This is a genomic window from Natrialba magadii ATCC 43099 (genome assembly GCF_000025625.1).
In the GTDB taxonomy this organism is placed as follows: Archaea; Halobacteriota; Halobacteria; order Halobacteriales; family Natrialbaceae; genus Natrialba; species Natrialba magadii.
The window spans coordinates 2414485-2428122 of record NC_013922.1 but is presented as its reverse complement, the minus strand read 5'-3'; the positions used below and the strand labels follow the sequence as shown (position 1 = coordinate 2428122).

Annotated in this window: 15 protein-coding genes; 3 read left to right on the top strand and 12 right to left on the bottom strand. The window is 59.8% G+C overall.

What is annotated here, in order from left to right; all coding sequences use genetic code 11:
* Window positions 1-3: 3 nt before the first annotated feature.
* Window positions 4-939: a thiamine pyrophosphate-dependent enzyme gene (locus NMAG_RS11420; RefSeq protein ID WP_004215487.1), complete on the top strand. Its 936-nt coding sequence runs from the start codon at window positions 4-6 to the stop codon at window positions 937-939.
* Between the two features lie 207 nt (window positions 940-1146).
* On the opposite strand, the gene NMAG_RS11415 is transcribed toward NMAG_RS11420, so the two are convergent.
* Window positions 1147-2379: a LolA family protein gene (locus tag NMAG_RS11415; RefSeq protein WP_012996671.1), complete on the bottom strand. Its 1233-nt coding sequence runs from the start codon at window positions 2377-2379 to the stop codon at window positions 1147-1149.
* A gap of 83 nt (window positions 2380-2462) precedes the next feature.
* Window positions 2463-2780: a hypothetical protein gene (locus tag NMAG_RS11410; protein ID WP_004215489.1), complete on the bottom strand. Its 318-nt coding sequence runs from the start codon at window positions 2778-2780 to the stop codon at window positions 2463-2465.
* A gap of 141 nt (window positions 2781-2921) precedes the next feature.
* Between NMAG_RS11410 and lrpA1 the strand changes: the two genes are divergently transcribed.
* Window positions 2922-3350 carry an HTH-type transcriptional regulator LrpA1 gene (gene lrpA1 / locus NMAG_RS11405; RefSeq protein WP_004215490.1) on the top strand — a complete coding sequence of 143 codons (429 nt, stop codon included), beginning with the start codon at window positions 2922-2924 and terminating at the stop codon, window positions 3348-3350.
* A 175-nt stretch (window positions 3351-3525) separates the two neighbouring features.
* On the opposite strand, the gene NMAG_RS11400 is transcribed toward lrpA1, so the two are convergent.
* A complete protein-coding gene (locus tag NMAG_RS11400; protein WP_004215491.1) occupies window positions 3526-3936 on the bottom strand; it encodes a DUF7511 domain-containing protein in 411 nt (136 codons plus the stop codon).
* A 537-nt stretch (window positions 3937-4473) separates the two neighbouring features.
* Between NMAG_RS11400 and NMAG_RS11395 the strand changes: the two genes are divergently transcribed.
* Complete coding sequence (locus NMAG_RS11395; RefSeq protein WP_004215492.1) at window positions 4474-5238, top strand: DUF7260 family protein; 765 nt, start codon at window positions 4474-4476, stop codon at window positions 5236-5238.
* A 307-nt stretch (window positions 5239-5545) separates the two neighbouring features.
* Here NMAG_RS11395 and NMAG_RS11390 read toward each other — a convergent pair whose 3' ends face one another.
* The 9 genes from NMAG_RS11390 to phnC all read right to left on the bottom strand — a co-directional run bounded on the left by NMAG_RS11390 (window position 5546) and on the right by phnC (window position 13635).
* Entirely contained in the window at window positions 5546-6589 is a 1044-nt protein-coding gene (locus tag NMAG_RS11390; protein ID WP_004215494.1) for an ABC transporter ATP-binding protein, read from the bottom strand.
* An 85-nt stretch (window positions 6590-6674) separates the two neighbouring features.
* Complete coding sequence (locus NMAG_RS11385; protein ID WP_004215495.1) at window positions 6675-7589, bottom strand: ABC transporter permease; 915 nt, start codon at window positions 7587-7589, stop codon at window positions 6675-6677.
* Window positions 7590-7595: 6 nt separating this feature from the next.
* On the bottom strand, window positions 7596-8456 hold the full coding sequence (locus NMAG_RS11380; protein WP_004215496.1) for an ABC transporter permease: 861 nt from the start codon (window positions 8454-8456) through the stop codon (window positions 7596-7598).
* Window positions 8457-8519: 63 nt separating this feature from the next.
* Window positions 8520-9710 (bottom strand): extracellular solute-binding protein, encoded by a 1191-nt coding sequence (locus NMAG_RS11375; protein ID WP_012996670.1) that lies wholly within the window; start codon window positions 9708-9710, stop codon window positions 8520-8522.
* A 416-nt stretch (window positions 9711-10126) separates the two neighbouring features.
* A complete protein-coding gene (locus NMAG_RS11370; RefSeq protein ID WP_004215498.1) occupies window positions 10127-10837 on the bottom strand; it encodes an HAD family hydrolase in 711 nt (236 codons plus the stop codon).
* A gap of 39 nt (window positions 10838-10876) precedes the next feature.
* A complete protein-coding gene (locus NMAG_RS11365; RefSeq protein ID WP_004215500.1) occupies window positions 10877-11167 on the bottom strand; it encodes a hypothetical protein in 291 nt (96 codons plus the stop codon).
* A gap of 2 nt (window positions 11168-11169) precedes the next feature.
* Window positions 11170-11967, bottom strand: a complete 798-nt coding sequence (gene phnE, locus NMAG_RS11360) for a phosphonate ABC transporter, permease protein PhnE (protein WP_004215501.1) — start codon at window positions 11965-11967, stop codon at window positions 11170-11172.
* Window positions 11967-12800 carry a phosphonate ABC transporter, permease protein PhnE gene (gene phnE / locus NMAG_RS11355; RefSeq protein WP_004215502.1) on the bottom strand — a complete coding sequence of 278 codons (834 nt, stop codon included), beginning with the start codon at window positions 12798-12800 and terminating at the stop codon, window positions 11967-11969. The genes phnE (NMAG_RS11360) and phnE (NMAG_RS11355) overlap by 1 nt, the downstream gene beginning before the upstream one ends.
* A gap of 1 nt (window position 12801) precedes the next feature.
* A complete protein-coding gene (phnC, locus tag NMAG_RS11350) occupies window positions 12802-13635 on the bottom strand; it encodes a phosphonate ABC transporter ATP-binding protein (RefSeq protein WP_004215503.1) in 834 nt (277 codons plus the stop codon).
* Window positions 13636-13638 lie beyond the last annotated feature (3 nt).

The window sequence follows — 13638 nt, the reverse complement described above, 5'->3', positions numbered from 1 at the left end:
TCCATGAGTGCTTTCAACGCAATCGGAGACGAACGAGAGATCGACCGGGACGAGTACACGCCCGGTGTCGAACCGCAGCCGACCTGGTGTCCGGGCTGTGGCGACTTCGGCGTCCTGAAGGCGCTGAAGCAGGCCCTCCCGGAGGTCGGCAAAACCCCCGAGGAAGTGCTGACCGTTACCGGGATCGGCTGTTCGGGCAAACTGAACAGCTACCTCGACACGTACGGCTTCCACACGATCCACGGTCGCGCACTGCCCGTGGCTCGCGCCGCGAAACTGGCCAACCCCGACCTCGAGGTCGTCGCCGCCGGCGGTGACGGCGACGGCTACGGGATCGGTGGCAACCACTTCATCCACTCGGCCCGCGAGAACCACGACATGACCTACATCGTGTTCAACAACGAGATCTTCGGGCTGACGAAGGGCCAGACCTCCCCGACCAGCCCCAAGGGCCACAAGTCGAAGACCCAGCCATCCGGCAGCGCGAAGACGCCGCTTCGCCCGCTGTCGATGTCGCTGAACGCCGGCGCGAGCTACGTTGCCCGCACGGCCGCGGTCAACCCGAACCAGGCCAAGGAGATCATCAAGGAGGCCATCGAACACGACGGCTTCGCACACATCGACTTCCTGACCCAGTGTCCAACCTGGAACAAGGACGCGCGCCAGTACGTGCCCTACGTCGACGTCCAGGAGTCCGACGACTACGACTTCGACGTCCACGATCGGGCCGAAGCCGCCGAGATGATGCGCGAGACCGAAGACGTGCTCAACGAGGGCACCGTCCTCACCGGCCGCTACTACATCGACGACGATCGACCGTCTTACACCCAGGAGAAGAAGGCAGTCGGCGAACTGCCCGACCAGCCGCTCGCAGAGCGGTACTTCGACGACGACGCCGAGTGGGAACGCAGCTACGACCTGCTCGAACGGCACAAGTAGCCGTCGTCGAGTCGTATTTCGGTTCGGACAGCAGAGAGTGAGAGAGAGAGAGAGACTCGCGTTCGTTTTTTGTATCCACCGTCCACCACCGAACAACAGCTGCTCAGGTGTGCGAGACGACAGGCTACTCGAGTACGCGGTCTCAGTCGGTCGGGAGGTGCCGTACAGGAGAGCGGGACGGACAAGACACAAAACTGGACAGTTCGGTCAGCGACAGCCGAGTTGCTGGCCGATCTCGAGTGCGGTGTCGTCGCCGAACTGGGTGTCGACATAGACTGAATAGTACTGCTCGCCGCAGGTCCACTGCAGTTCCGTGCCCTGCGGGGTCTGTTCGAGTGAGCCGGTGGCGTCTCCGACGGGCACATCGTGGCCGTTCGTCGCGAATTCTCGCGGACCGTCACTCGTCGTGACCGTTATCGTGCCGTCGCCCCCGCCTCGGTAGAAGACCGAAACCTGCGTGCGGTCCTCGTCGGGGAACTCGTAGCTCGTGACGCCGTCGAACACGACACGGTCGGGGAGTGTACTCGGGCGCGGTTCTGCGACCGCGAACGGAACGGTTTCCTCAGCGTCGGCGATCGACTCGTGATCCTCGATCGTCGGCAGCGGGAGGAAATCGGTGTCGTTCTCGTCGTCCGGTGGCGACGGTTCGGTTTCACCCTCGCTCTTGGTTTCGCCCTCGCCGCCGTTTGCAGCCGGCGGCGTAAACTCGAACAGGTCATCGTCGAACTCACTGTCGATCGTGAGGTCCGTGTAGGTCGTCTCGAGGAGCAGGTCGTCTCCCGAGATCTGGTGTTTGACCGGGAACAGGGTCTCCTGGTCGAGCCAGACCTCGACGCGGTCGACGCCCAGTTCCGATGGCTCTTCGCTGGTCGAGAGCGGGAGTTCGTAGGCGGTTTCGCCGACGAGAATCGCGACGGATTGGTCGACAGTTTCGTTCGCCGGTGGCTCGAACGTGAGGTGGTAGCTGTCGCGGTTCTCGACGGTCGTCTCCGTCGCCTCGGTGAGGTCGTACGCCGCGAGGTAGCGCTCCTGTTGGCCGTAGAGGCCGTCGAGCCACGACGACGCGTCCGGATCGACCTCGATCGCTGTCGTCGAACCGGTGGCGCGGTCGTGATGCCAGCGGGTTTCCCCGTCGCTGACGGTGAGGGTTCCCGGATCGCCGTTCGAATCGCTGACCGGATCGGTTCGGACGGCACCATCGTCGCGCAGCCAGACTGCCTCTGTGCGTTCGCGAACGTCGCCGTCGATTTCTTCGCGGATTTCGACGGTCGCGCTCACCTCGGCAGGTGGGGTGGTCTCGTCAAACTCCGTCTCGAGATCACTTGCTGAGAGGTCACTGGCGAGCGGCCCCGTACAGCCTGCGAGAAGAACCAGAAGCGGAACGAGAACGACCACCAGATAGTGGCGAGTGGGGACCCGACCGTCTGCTGGAGGGGACATACACGTTCGTTGAACCGCGTCACCTATTAGCGCACCGATGGGTTACCGTACACACTTACTCACCGCAGGATCACCGTACGCACTTACTCACCGCGATACCCATACCCGCGTGCGAACAGTTTCGTGACGTAACTCAACACGAGTAGCGCGACGATAAGGGCCCCGAGCAAGAACGGGTCGAAGCCGTACAGCAACTGGTGGGTTGCGTAGGCGACGACGAGGCCGCCCATCACCAGCGCAGTGCCGCCAGCCCAGCGAGACACGTACGCCGGGTCGACCGACTCGTCGTACTCCGCGTGGAGGTCAGCACGGCCGCGAACCGCGATGAGGTAACCGAGATACAGGATCAACCCCCCGCAGACGTACCAGACCGCGGCGGCGATGACGTTCGGATCGACCATTCGTTCGTGAGGGTCCGAACAGCACCCGAATAAACCCGGCGATACGCCGCCTCAGCGCCCGCTCTGACCCACCTACCGCTAGCCTATCCGACCTTTTTCGTATACAAAAGATATTTTCCCATCCGAGCAAAAGTATCGCACATGAGTACCCAGGCGACGGAAGATCGGATCCTGGAGGTTCTCGAGCAGGACGCCCAGGCGTCCTACGCCGAGATCGCCAACCGGGCCGACGTCTCGAAACCAACGGTCAGAAAGTACATCAACCAACTCGAGGACGACGGCGTCATCGTCGGCTACTCGGCCGACGTCGATCCGAAGAAGCTCTCGAGTAAGACTATCGCGCTGGTCGGACTCGACGTGGCGAGCGAACGCTACGTCGAGGCGACGAAGGCGCTCAAGGAACTGTCGGAGATTGAAGCGTTATACAGCTCGAGTGGTGACCACATGCTGATGGCGGAGGTGCGCGCCGCGGACGGCGACGAACTCGGCGAGTTCATCTCGGATGAGATGCTCGATATCGACGGTGTAACGGCAGCACACCCATCGTTCTTGCAGGAGCGACTCAAGTAAGTCTCACGTCTGGGTTACCCGAACGCGACGAGCGGACGATATCGACTGCAGGGTACTCGACCGTGATCTCGGCCCCGACCTTGATCTTGACCTTGACCTTGGCCTTGACCTGCGGTCGTTCTCAGCTCGGCGAGTTGCTGCGTAGTACGACCGTTCCGGAATGACAAGACTGGGATTACCGCATCGCCAATCGATCGACGAAGAGATCCTCGTCCGCCGAGAGCCACGCCGTCAGCCGTTCCTCAGCTGTCCCCTCCTGTGGCACGAGCGTCCACTGGTTCGGCCCGTCTTCGTACTGGACGACGATTCGCTCGAGTGCTGTTCTGGGGTCAGACTCACGTGTTTCGTCGCTCGAGGACATGTGTACATCGGAAGCTGATGCCGGTGATGGAGAACTGGGGAGAACGCGAGCGTTTGGTTGGCGACGGTCGGTCTCGTCGTCGTGTTCGGGACGTGTCGTCGGTTTGGACGCCGATTCAGTATCTGTTTCAGTGTCAGAATCAGTATCGGTGTCGGTATCGGTGTCGATGTCGGTATTGGTTCCGGTAACGCGCTCGCCAGTTCGCTCGCGGTAACTGTCTGTCATGAGTGGCAGTGGCTTGTCTCTCGTGCCGCGGTTCGTGTCGGTGCGGACAGATCAGTGGATGTCGACGCGGCCCAAAGACGCTTCTAGTTGGTGTATTGTGTGATCGTGGTGACTATTGAGCAGTGGGGAGTAGTCGAGAACGGTGGCAAACAACTCCTGGAAAAGACGAGCATCTATACGTGTTACCCGAGGCACTCGAGTACCCGAGTACCCAGGCGTCGCCACACTCGGCAATCAGGTCTGTAACATTTGGCGACGATCATCGGTGTCTATCCTCGCTGCGCTCGCCGACCGTGACGCCGAATGGCGGTACCCGTTGCAGTAATCCATCGACAAGATCGATGAGTAGTCCCCGGTCTGTCGACTATGCTTCTTTGCGAGCGGACAGGAGTCGCCTCGTGACTGTCGGTGGTGTTGTCACAACACGGTTCAACGGTGTTGGAATCGTGTGCCAACTGTGCCGTTCATTGTACTACGTACGGGTCATTCTTACTATTAGATACGTTTAGGATCGAGACGCCGAGAGTAGCCGTAACCGTGACTGAACCAGCGCCCCTTCGGACGATCGACGCCGCCCGTCGGGTTATCGACCGAGAACATGAGGTGTTGATAGCTGAAAAACGCGCCTTCGATCGGTTCAATAACCGGCTTCAGGCCCTCGACGCAAACGGAAGTGCGGCGGGGTCGAACGGATCGACGATGCACGTCTCGGGGACTGCAACGAAGGGGCTCTCGAGGGTCAGAACGCTGTACGAAGAGACGATCATGAACGTCCCACATTACGAGGACAGCTACGACGAGTCGCTGTCCGAACACGTCGCTGGCGAGTTCAGTGCGGAACTCGCAGCTGCACTCGAGTCACACTCGGTACTCACCCCACAGCTGAAACAGCCGCTGCTCGAGATGTCTGGCCAGTCGGTGACGTTGCGACACCAACTCATCGAGGCGATCGAACGCGAGCGAGAGGCAGTCGACTCGGCAGGTCGAGAGCTGCGGGCTATTCAGGACGATCTCGATTCGATTCTCACCCAACCACTGGACAGCCTCGAGTTCAACGCGCTTCGACTCTCGAGGGGACGGCTACTCGAGTTACAGAGGGCCTGTGACGAGAGTTCCGCGAAACGTCAGGATCGGATTCGAAGACGCCGCGAACTAACGATAGGAGATATTGGTATGTTCGAGGCGTATCTCTACGCAGACTGTGAACACACGTATCCAGTGCTTGCGGCGTGTGCCACGATGGGGACCCGCGTGCGACAGGGACGACACAGACTCGAGCGGTTGCTCGCGGTAGTTCAGTAACAGCTATTTCGACGTGAAACCGATCAAACACTCTCCGGTGGAGTGACAACAGTCCGTATCAGAATGGACGCTGATCTGAACCGATGACCTCCATCCACTGCTTGTGGACGTCGACAGACGTCGACGACTCGTCGCGGGCTCGTTCGTAGGTTCCGTCTGACTGCATGACCCACCTGTTCTCGGTGTCCTGAAGCAACGCCTCGAGGATGGTTTCGAGTCATCCGACCAGTCGCGGATCGTCGAGCGGCGCGATCGTTTCGACTCTGTTGTGGAGGTTTCGCGTCATCAATCCAGTCTAATAGCTCGGCTACGTTACGGCGGTGGTGCGCTCGCGAGTGCCAGTCGAGAAGATCTGTATCTTTTCGGGATCAATCTCGACGCCGACAACATCACCAGCCCGGTAGTCGGCATCGCCGTCGACGTGGATGGTGACCACACTATCATCGGGGAGTTCCGCTCGAAGATCCATTCGCTGACCGAGGTACGTCGTCTCAAGGACAGTCGCATCAACCGGACCGCCGAGCGAGAAGTCTTCAGGCCGAGCCGCGACCGTAACCTCGCCAGTCTCCTGTATATCGGTCACGAGTTCGGTAAATCCAAGATCTATTCGACCGTTTCGTGCGGTGCCCGTTAGTATGTTCGACGTTCCGACGAACGTGGCTACGAACTCGTTGGCAGGTTGCCGGTAGATGCGATCCGGCGTCCCAACCTGCTCGACTTGTCCGTCGTTGAGCACAGCGATTCGATCACACATCGCCATCGCCTCCTCCTGATCGTGAGTCACGTACAGTGCGGTCACGTCCAGCTCGTCGAGTAGCGATCCGATCTCGTCGCGAAGCTTGAGTTTCAGTTCCGCGTCGAGACCAGTCATTGGCTCGTCCAGCAAGAGAACATGAGGTTCGATTGCGAGAGCGCGAGCCAGTCCGACGCGTTGTTGTTGCCCACCCGACAACGTCGCAGGATTTCGGTCTGCCAGATCGGCGATATCGAGCAATTCGAGCAGTTCGTCCGCCCGTTTTCGTCGTTCTGCTTTCGGAACGTCGCGCATTTGTAGGCCGAACGTGACATTTTTGCGGACCGTTTTCGTCTCGAAGAGGGCGTACGATTGGAACACTAGTCCAACATTTCGCTTCTCCGGTGGGACGTGTGTAACGTCGATCCCATCGAAGGTGACGTGGCCGTCGGTCGGCGTTTCGAAGCCGGCGATCGTCCGGAGCGTGGTCGTCTTCCCACAGCCGGAGGGGCCGACGATACCGAGCGTTTCGCCGTCCTGAATCTCGAGGTCGATTCCGTCGACGGCGACCTCTTCGCCGTAGACCTTTCGGATCGACTCTAGACGGACGCTGCTCACAGGCGATCCTCTCCCAAGATACTGCAGGTATTTGTCCGTCCGGTACAGTCGATTCGATTATTGGTATCGGAGTGCATGATTGTACTCATCGATCGTCGTTGAGAGTCGTGAAGCCACGATTGCCGAGCAGTTGTAGTATCAGGATCGCACCGACGACGATACAGAAGTAAATCGAGATCGCCGCGGCGGACTGGAGATAGGGGGCGTTCGAGATGTTTCTGAACAGGAACATCGAGAACGGCTCCGGGTCGCCGGTGTGAACCATATAGGTGAAGTTGAACTCCGCGGCGGCGAGGGTCCAGGTGATGATACAGCCCGCGAGAATGCCGCGTTTCGCGTGTGGAACGATAACAGTCAGGAAGGTTCGGGGCCACGATGCGCCGAGAGATCTAGCGCTCTCCTCGAGCTTCACGATGTCTATCGACTGGAAGGAACTCTGTACCGTAAGGACCATGTACGGCGACTTGAGCAAACAATAGCCGACGATCAGGACGAGTGCCGAGCCCCGATAATCGGGATAGGTTCGCAGGAACGCGATTCCGAGGATAACACCTGGAACGACCGGGAGGATCGCGAGCGTGTTCACCCAATTATGTGCGGCGAACTCGTATCGGGAGAGCGCGTACGCGATCGGAACGCCAATGATCACGTTCAAGATCATTCCACCCGTCGCGACCAGCACGCTAAACGTCAGTCCCGGAATGGCGTTCGAGCGAACACCGTACTCTCCGAAACCAAGGACGTGTCGCCAGTGTTCGAACGTAATGAACCCACGGGGAACAACTCCTGTCGCCGTACTTGCGAACGAAGCAACGAAGGTCACCAGGATCGGGACTACGAGAATCGCCACGGTCAGGTAGACGATCCAGACGAGGGTGGGCCGCCCGATCCGTTCCGACGCTGAACGCCGAGTTGATGTCCACTTGGAACCAGTCCCCGATCGCAACTCCTCCTGTCTCGTTTCCATCTCCGCTTTCGAGTTGGTATCGTACTCAGTCATCTGTAATCAGATCTCCACCGTTCCCTTCGATACGAATCGCAGTCCGACGAACGTGAACGCGATCAAGAATAGAGCATACACCAACCCGATCGCCCCGGCTATCTGGGTGTTGAATCCGACACCGATCTCGTAATCGATCCGGAGCGTCACGACAGCAAGCGCCTGCAGAATCAACACGGTGCCGAAGATTGCAAGCGCGGACCGAAACGTGAGGATAAACGCCGCGACGATTCCCGGTCGGATCTCAGGGAGCGTAACGTGGTAGAACGTCTCGAGCGGGGTCGCACCCAGCGAGCGAGCGGCCTCTTCAGCGCGCGTATCGACTTCTGCGTACGTCCCTCGTAACACCATCGTTGCCCGTGGCACCAGCGAGTAGACGTACCCCAGAAAGAGCCCGAAGACGGTCGTCGCCGTCGCGAGATCGATCGCACTTGAGCCAGTAAAGACGGCGACCGCATTGGTGACCAGCCCCTGCCGGCCCAACAGTACGATGACCATAAACGCCACCACGATCCCAGGTAGTGCGATCGGGAACGACACTGCCGCCACGAGGACGTTCTCCAAGGGTAGCGAGTACTTCTCGAGGACATGTGAGATCACTACCCCGAGCGCAACGCTCACCACGGTAGCAACGGTCGCGAACCAGAGGGTGTTCCAGGCAATTTCACGGTACACCGGCTCCGTGAGTAGCGTCTCCCACGCGGCGAGACTCCAGCCGGCGTTCTCCAAGTTCTCCGCCGAGAGGCTCATTCGAGCCATCACGATCAGCGGGACGAATCCAGCGAACGTCGCGAGCACGAAAAATGGAAGGCACATGATGATTATCCGACGCCGTTCACGGTCGCGCTCTGTCGTCGGAAACGCCATCGATCGCGTCCGCCCGATCGATTGACGAAGTTGGTCGCGGCTCGGAAATTGTCTCGACATCGCCTACTGTGCGCCCGGTAGCGGGGTTCGTTCGGTGAGTTCCTGCTGGATCGACTCCTGGTTTGCGACCAGTTCCTCCTGATCGAGGGCGAACTCGGCTGCGTCGTAGTCGGACTGATCGGGGAATTCCTCGGGTTGCTCGAGTTCGTCGGCCCGAATCGGGCGGACGAACGCGTCGAAGAACAGCTCCTGACCCTCTAGCGAGAGCACGTAGTCCATGAACAACTTCGCCGCCTCGGGATTTGGTGCCCCCTCGAGCAGTCCAAACCCGTACGGAACGTTCATCGCCCCCTCCCTGCCGCTCGGACCGGTCAATATTGCGACCTCGAGTTGTTCCTCGTCGATCTCATCCATGTTGTACTTCATGTTCAGTCCCGAGTAATCGTACTCAATGACGGTCGATATCTCGCCGCTGGTAACGTCTCCCTCGATGTTTCGACGAATGTCTGCGCCGTGGTCGGCGATTTCCTCGTGATACTCGATAACAGGATCTAGATTCGCCATCGAACCGCCGTAGGCTCTATTGACCGACAGTGCCGACGCAAGTCCATTAGCTGTATGAGGTGGCGTGAAGGCCAGATCTTGTGCGATGTCTGGGTGTTTGAGGTCTTCCCAGGTCTCGGGTGCGTCGAGACCGCGTTCCTCATAAATGTCAACACGGTAGGTGACCGCTGTCGTCATCTGTCGAGTCGAAACGACGTGACCATTGTCGGTTTTGAGTTCGTCAGGGACCACGTCCCAGTTGGCGGGCTTATAATCCGTCGTCAGGCCATCGTTCATCGCCTCGAGAGCGAACGAGTAGCCGCCGTTAAACGCTGAATGTGTCTGATTACCGGCGTTTGACCGTGCGTCGGTGAGTGCCTCGCCAGACGATCCCTGTGCGTCGTAGAGGGGAACACCGTACTCGCTTTCGAAGTTCTCCATTACGGCGTCCCAATTCGACCAACCGGTTTGGACCGCGTAAATTCGTAGTTCGTCCGGAAACGCCGACGCGTTTACTGTCGTTCGATAGTCTCCGTATCCAACCTCGTACGTTTCTTCGCTGGATCCATTGCCCGATCCACCCCCAGACTCGCCGCTCTGGCCGGCTCCGTCTGTATCGTCACTTATACAACCAGCAACCGCCACTCCGACTGCAGTTGCACCACTCGTTAAAACCCCTCTCCTGGATACCGGTCGTGTGAATTTTGCCATCGAAAGTATTGGACAAGTCGAGTTACAAATAAAATTATAATTTTAGCATATATGTTTGAGGTGTCATATGCACTGGTATCGTTCACTATATACCGGTCATAGATTGCCATGACATCCGTAGAACCGACTGAATTATGCCACGACCGACACGTGAGCGACCGCAGTTCGTCTCGTCGGTAGCACCAGTTATGATAGAACGATCGCTTCGAGAGATCGGCTCACAAACCTGCTTGGGACTACTCGTCGCTGTTCACGGCTTCGATACGTTCCGATTGGATTCGTCGGCACCGACGGGACGGATTGACCAGTACATACCCAAATCAACCGCTCGATCGAGCGCACGAACGTGGACCGGTAAAAACAGATCAGCTTCGGTCGCCGGTCTATCAGGATGCCCGATCTGATCGGCGTGAAAGTCAGAGCAACTCGAGTAACTCCTCGATCGAGTCGATCTCGAGGTAGCTGTCGACCGAGGGCTCGAGCGCCTCGTTGTGTGGTCGCCGGATCAGAACCGGGACGAGCCCTGCGTTCTGTGCGGCGAGCAGGTCTGTTTCGCGGTCGCCGACGTAGATCCCGTTGTCGAGCCCGAGAGCCTCGAGTGCCGTCTCGATATAGTACGGCTCTGGTTTCCGTCGCCGGAATCCTTCGACACCGAGATCCCGGCCGCGGACGAACGAAAACGCCTCCAGGCCGAAGTACTCGACGACGAACGAGACCGTCGGATCGTAGTTGTTGCTCACCAACCCGACTGAGTGCGTGCACTCGAGTTCCTCGAGGGCGTCGACATCGGTGTAGAGACCGCGAGCGCCGTCACGGATACGCTCGGTTGCCCGTTTCGAGCTGTACTCTTCGCGGAGTGCGTAGAAGTCGGCCGGGTCGAGGTCCAGGTCTTCACAGGTCGTCTGGAACGCCTCAGTGTACTCGTACGTCTCGAGAGCCGACAGCGACTCGAGGGGTGCCTCGAGACCGAGGTCGACGACTGCGTCGTGGAGTGCGCGGGTGTGTACGTCGGGATCGGTTCCGTATCCCTCGAGGATGACGCCGTCCATGTCGAACAGCAGTGCCTGTTCTCCATCCGGTTCGATCGTCGGTTCATTCGTTGTCTTTTGTGTGGATCGTGTGGTCATTGTGAAATTGTGTCCGTTGTTGTAGTCGCAATCGTGGGTTCAGCCTGGACAGTCGCAAGCGTCGGCTGTTGTCTCTGCGGCTTCGTTCGTCGCGTCGGGATCACTCGTTGCCTCGGGGTCGACCCCGGTCGTGGCGATGTCGCTCGGTTCGTCGGTGGGCACTGTACCGTCTCGCTCGTCTGGCGTCGCCGTTCGAGCGGATTCCGTGGCTGGTTCCTCAGCGCGATCGGTTGAGCGGGCGCTGCCGTACCCTGCCGCCCCGAGCGTGAGTGCAGCACCGATCGTCCCAATCACCGATCGCCTCGATCGAAGCCGGTCGATCGACGCCATCGTTAGCGGACCACCGCCCGGGCCCGTGCCGAGATCGTTTCGCTCACGAGGACGATACCGAGAATGGCAATCAGTATCATCAGGACGGACGACCACTGGAAGGCGTCGACGGCGTTAAACAGCTGGACGCCGATCCCGCCGGCACCGACCGCGCCGAGGATCGTCGCGCTGCGGACGTTGATGTCCCAGCGATAGACGCCGATGCCGACCAGCGCGGGCTTAATCTGGGGGAGAACGCTGTAGAGCAGGACCTGAACCGAGGAGGCACCGGTCGCGCGGATCGCCTCGACCTGGTCGAGTTCGATCTCCTCGATCTCTTCGCCCAGCAGTTTAGCGACGAAGCCGATCGATCGGACGGCGATCGCGACCATCCCGGCGAACGCGCCGGGACCGAGCATGACGACGAACAGCATTGCCCAGATAATGACGTGAACTGACCGCGTGACGGTGACGATCAGCTTGCCAATCGCGTACGTCACCCGGTTGGGGGTCGTATTTTCGGCCGCTAGGAAGGCAACAGGGAGCGACGCGGTGACGGCGATGATCGTCCCAACGACGGCGATGTGAACCGTCTCGAGCAGCGGCATCACGGTCTCCGGGGTGTAGGCCCACGCCGGCGGGAACATCCGGACTGCGAGGTCCATCAGTTCAGCGGGTGCTGTCCGGATGTACTGTGTGTCGAGCCCCATGTAGAGCCACGAGCCGACGACTGTTCCCATCGCGACGAGAAACGCGGCGATCCGCGTGACGCGCTGTCGCGGTTCGAAACGTTGCCAGCGGCGACTCGATTCAGCGCCCATTACTGGACCCTCCGTCGGATGTACGCGCTGAAGAGTTCACCGGCGAGAACGACGGCGATGATCGAGAGGAGAATCAACGCGGCGAAGTCGAACTCGTAGCGCTCGAACGCCCGCAGGAGCAACGTCCCGATGCCACCCGCGCCGACGATTCCGATGATCGTCGAGGAACGGATGTTGATATCCCAGCGGTAAACTGTGAGACCGATGAACCGCGGCGCAACCTGCGGGATGACAGCGTAGACGAGCGTTTGGAAGCGCGAGGCACCGGTAGCGTCGATGGCCTCTTTTGCCCCCATGTCGATATCCTCGATATCCTCGGCGAACAGCTTCGAGAAGAAGCCGATCGTCAGGTAGCTGATGGCGATAATACCTGCCAGCGGCCCGACACCGACGGCTTTCACGGCGATGATGGCGATGATGAGTTCGTCGATCGCCCGCGTGATGCTGATGATCCCCCGATTCAGGTAGTAGATCGGCCGAGGTGCAATGTTCTCTGCCGCCCCAAACGCGATCGGAACCGAAATGAGGACGCCAGTAAACGTCGCGACGAACGCCATCGCGATCGTTTCGCCCATATATCCGACGACTCGGTCGACGTTTTCGCTCGCGGTGTTCGGCGGTACCATCGCCTCGAGGAGCAAGACGCCGTTGTTCACGCCAGTCAGCACTCGGCCGAGACTGACGCCCGACAGCAGGGAGACGAGTGACCACAGAACGAACAGCGTCGCTCCGATGTAGACAGCCCACTTCAGCCGGTGACTGCCGAACGCAGTCGGTCGTCGCCACGTCTGGTCCGTCGATCCGACGTCGGCGTGTCCGTCTCCGGTCGCCATCTCAGTCCCCCGTGATCGCGGATCGTTCGGTGTGCTCTGCGTCGTCAGTGACGGTGTCGGACTCGTCGACGAAGTTGCTCGAGGACTCGCCTGCGATGGCTTCGCCGCGATAGATGACGTCTTTCGCGTTCTCGTCGAGATCCGTGGTCGGGCCATCGAAGACGAGCGTGCCGTCGTGTAAGCCGAGGATTCGATCGGCGTACTCGACGGCCAGGTGGACCTCGTGGATGTTGATCAGGACGGGAATGTCCTGTTCGGCTGCGATCTCTGTGAGTAGTTCCATCACGGCGTGTGAGGTTTCCGGGTCGAGGCTGCTGGTCGGTTCGTCGGCGAGCAAAATCGTCGGCTCCTGGACGACGGCGCGGGCGATGCCGACGCGCTGGCGCTGGCCACCAGAGAGTTCGTCTGCCCGTTTGTTCTCCATCCCACCGAGTCCGACCGTCTCGAGGATGTCGTAGGCCAGTTCGACATCTTCCTGTGGGAACTTCCGGTGCAAGGCCGCCCAGTTCGAAACGTAGCCGAGCCGGCCGGAGAGAACGTTCTCCATGACGGTGAGCCGTTCGACGAGGTTGTACTCCTGGAACACCATTCCGATGTTCCGGCGTGCCGCTTTCATCTCCCGGCTGTCGAGTGCGGTGAGTTCGGTTCCGTCGAGGGTGACCTCACCGTCGGTCGGCTCGGTCAATTGATTGATACACCGAATGAACGTCGACTTTCCGGCACCGCTCGGCCCGATCATCGCGACGATCTCGTTCCCCTCGATCGCGGTCGAGACGCCGGTCAACGCTTCGTCACCGGTCAGGTACACTTTTCGCAAGTTCGTAACTTCGAGCATTGA

Excerpts from the sequence above, each read along its gene's own strand:
- NMAG_RS11420 (WP_004215487.1), top strand. The coding sequence starts at position 4 with ATGAGTGCTTTCAACGCAATCGGAGACGAACGAGAGATCGACCGGGAC.
- NMAG_RS11415 (WP_012996671.1), bottom strand. The coding sequence starts at position 2,379 with ATGTCCCCTCCAGCAGACGGTCGGGTCCCCACTCGCCACTATCTGGTG.
- NMAG_RS11410 (WP_004215489.1), bottom strand. The coding sequence starts at position 2,780 with ATGGTCGATCCGAACGTCATCGCCGCCGCGGTCTGGTACGTCTGCGGG.
- lrpA1 (WP_004215490.1), top strand. The coding sequence starts at position 2,922 with ATGAGTACCCAGGCGACGGAAGATCGGATCCTGGAGGTTCTCGAGCAG.
- NMAG_RS11400 (WP_004215491.1), bottom strand. The coding sequence starts at position 3,936 with ATGACAGACAGTTACCGCGAGCGAACTGGCGAGCGCGTTACCGGAACC.
- NMAG_RS11385 (WP_004215495.1), bottom strand. The coding sequence starts at position 7,589 with ATGACTGAGTACGATACCAACTCGAAAGCGGAGATGGAAACGAGACAG.
- NMAG_RS11380 (WP_004215496.1), bottom strand. The coding sequence starts at position 8,456 with ATGGCGTTTCCGACGACAGAGCGCGACCGTGAACGGCGTCGGATAATC.
- NMAG_RS11375 (WP_012996670.1), bottom strand. The coding sequence starts at position 9,710 with ATGGCAAAATTCACACGACCGGTATCCAGGAGAGGGGTTTTAACGAGT.
- NMAG_RS11370 (WP_004215498.1), bottom strand. The coding sequence starts at position 10,837 with ATGACCACACGATCCACACAAAAGACAACGAATGAACCGACGATCGAA.
- NMAG_RS11365 (WP_004215500.1), bottom strand. The coding sequence starts at position 11,167 with ATGGCGTCGATCGACCGGCTTCGATCGAGGCGATCGGTGATTGGGACG.
- phnE (WP_004215501.1), bottom strand. The coding sequence starts at position 11,967 with ATGGGCGCTGAATCGAGTCGCCGCTGGCAACGTTTCGAACCGCGACAG.
- phnE (WP_004215502.1), bottom strand. The coding sequence starts at position 12,800 with ATGGCGACCGGAGACGGACACGCCGACGTCGGATCGACGGACCAGACG.
- phnC (WP_004215503.1), bottom strand. The coding sequence starts at position 13,635 with ATGCTCGAAGTTACGAACTTGCGAAAAGTGTACCTGACCGGTGACGAA.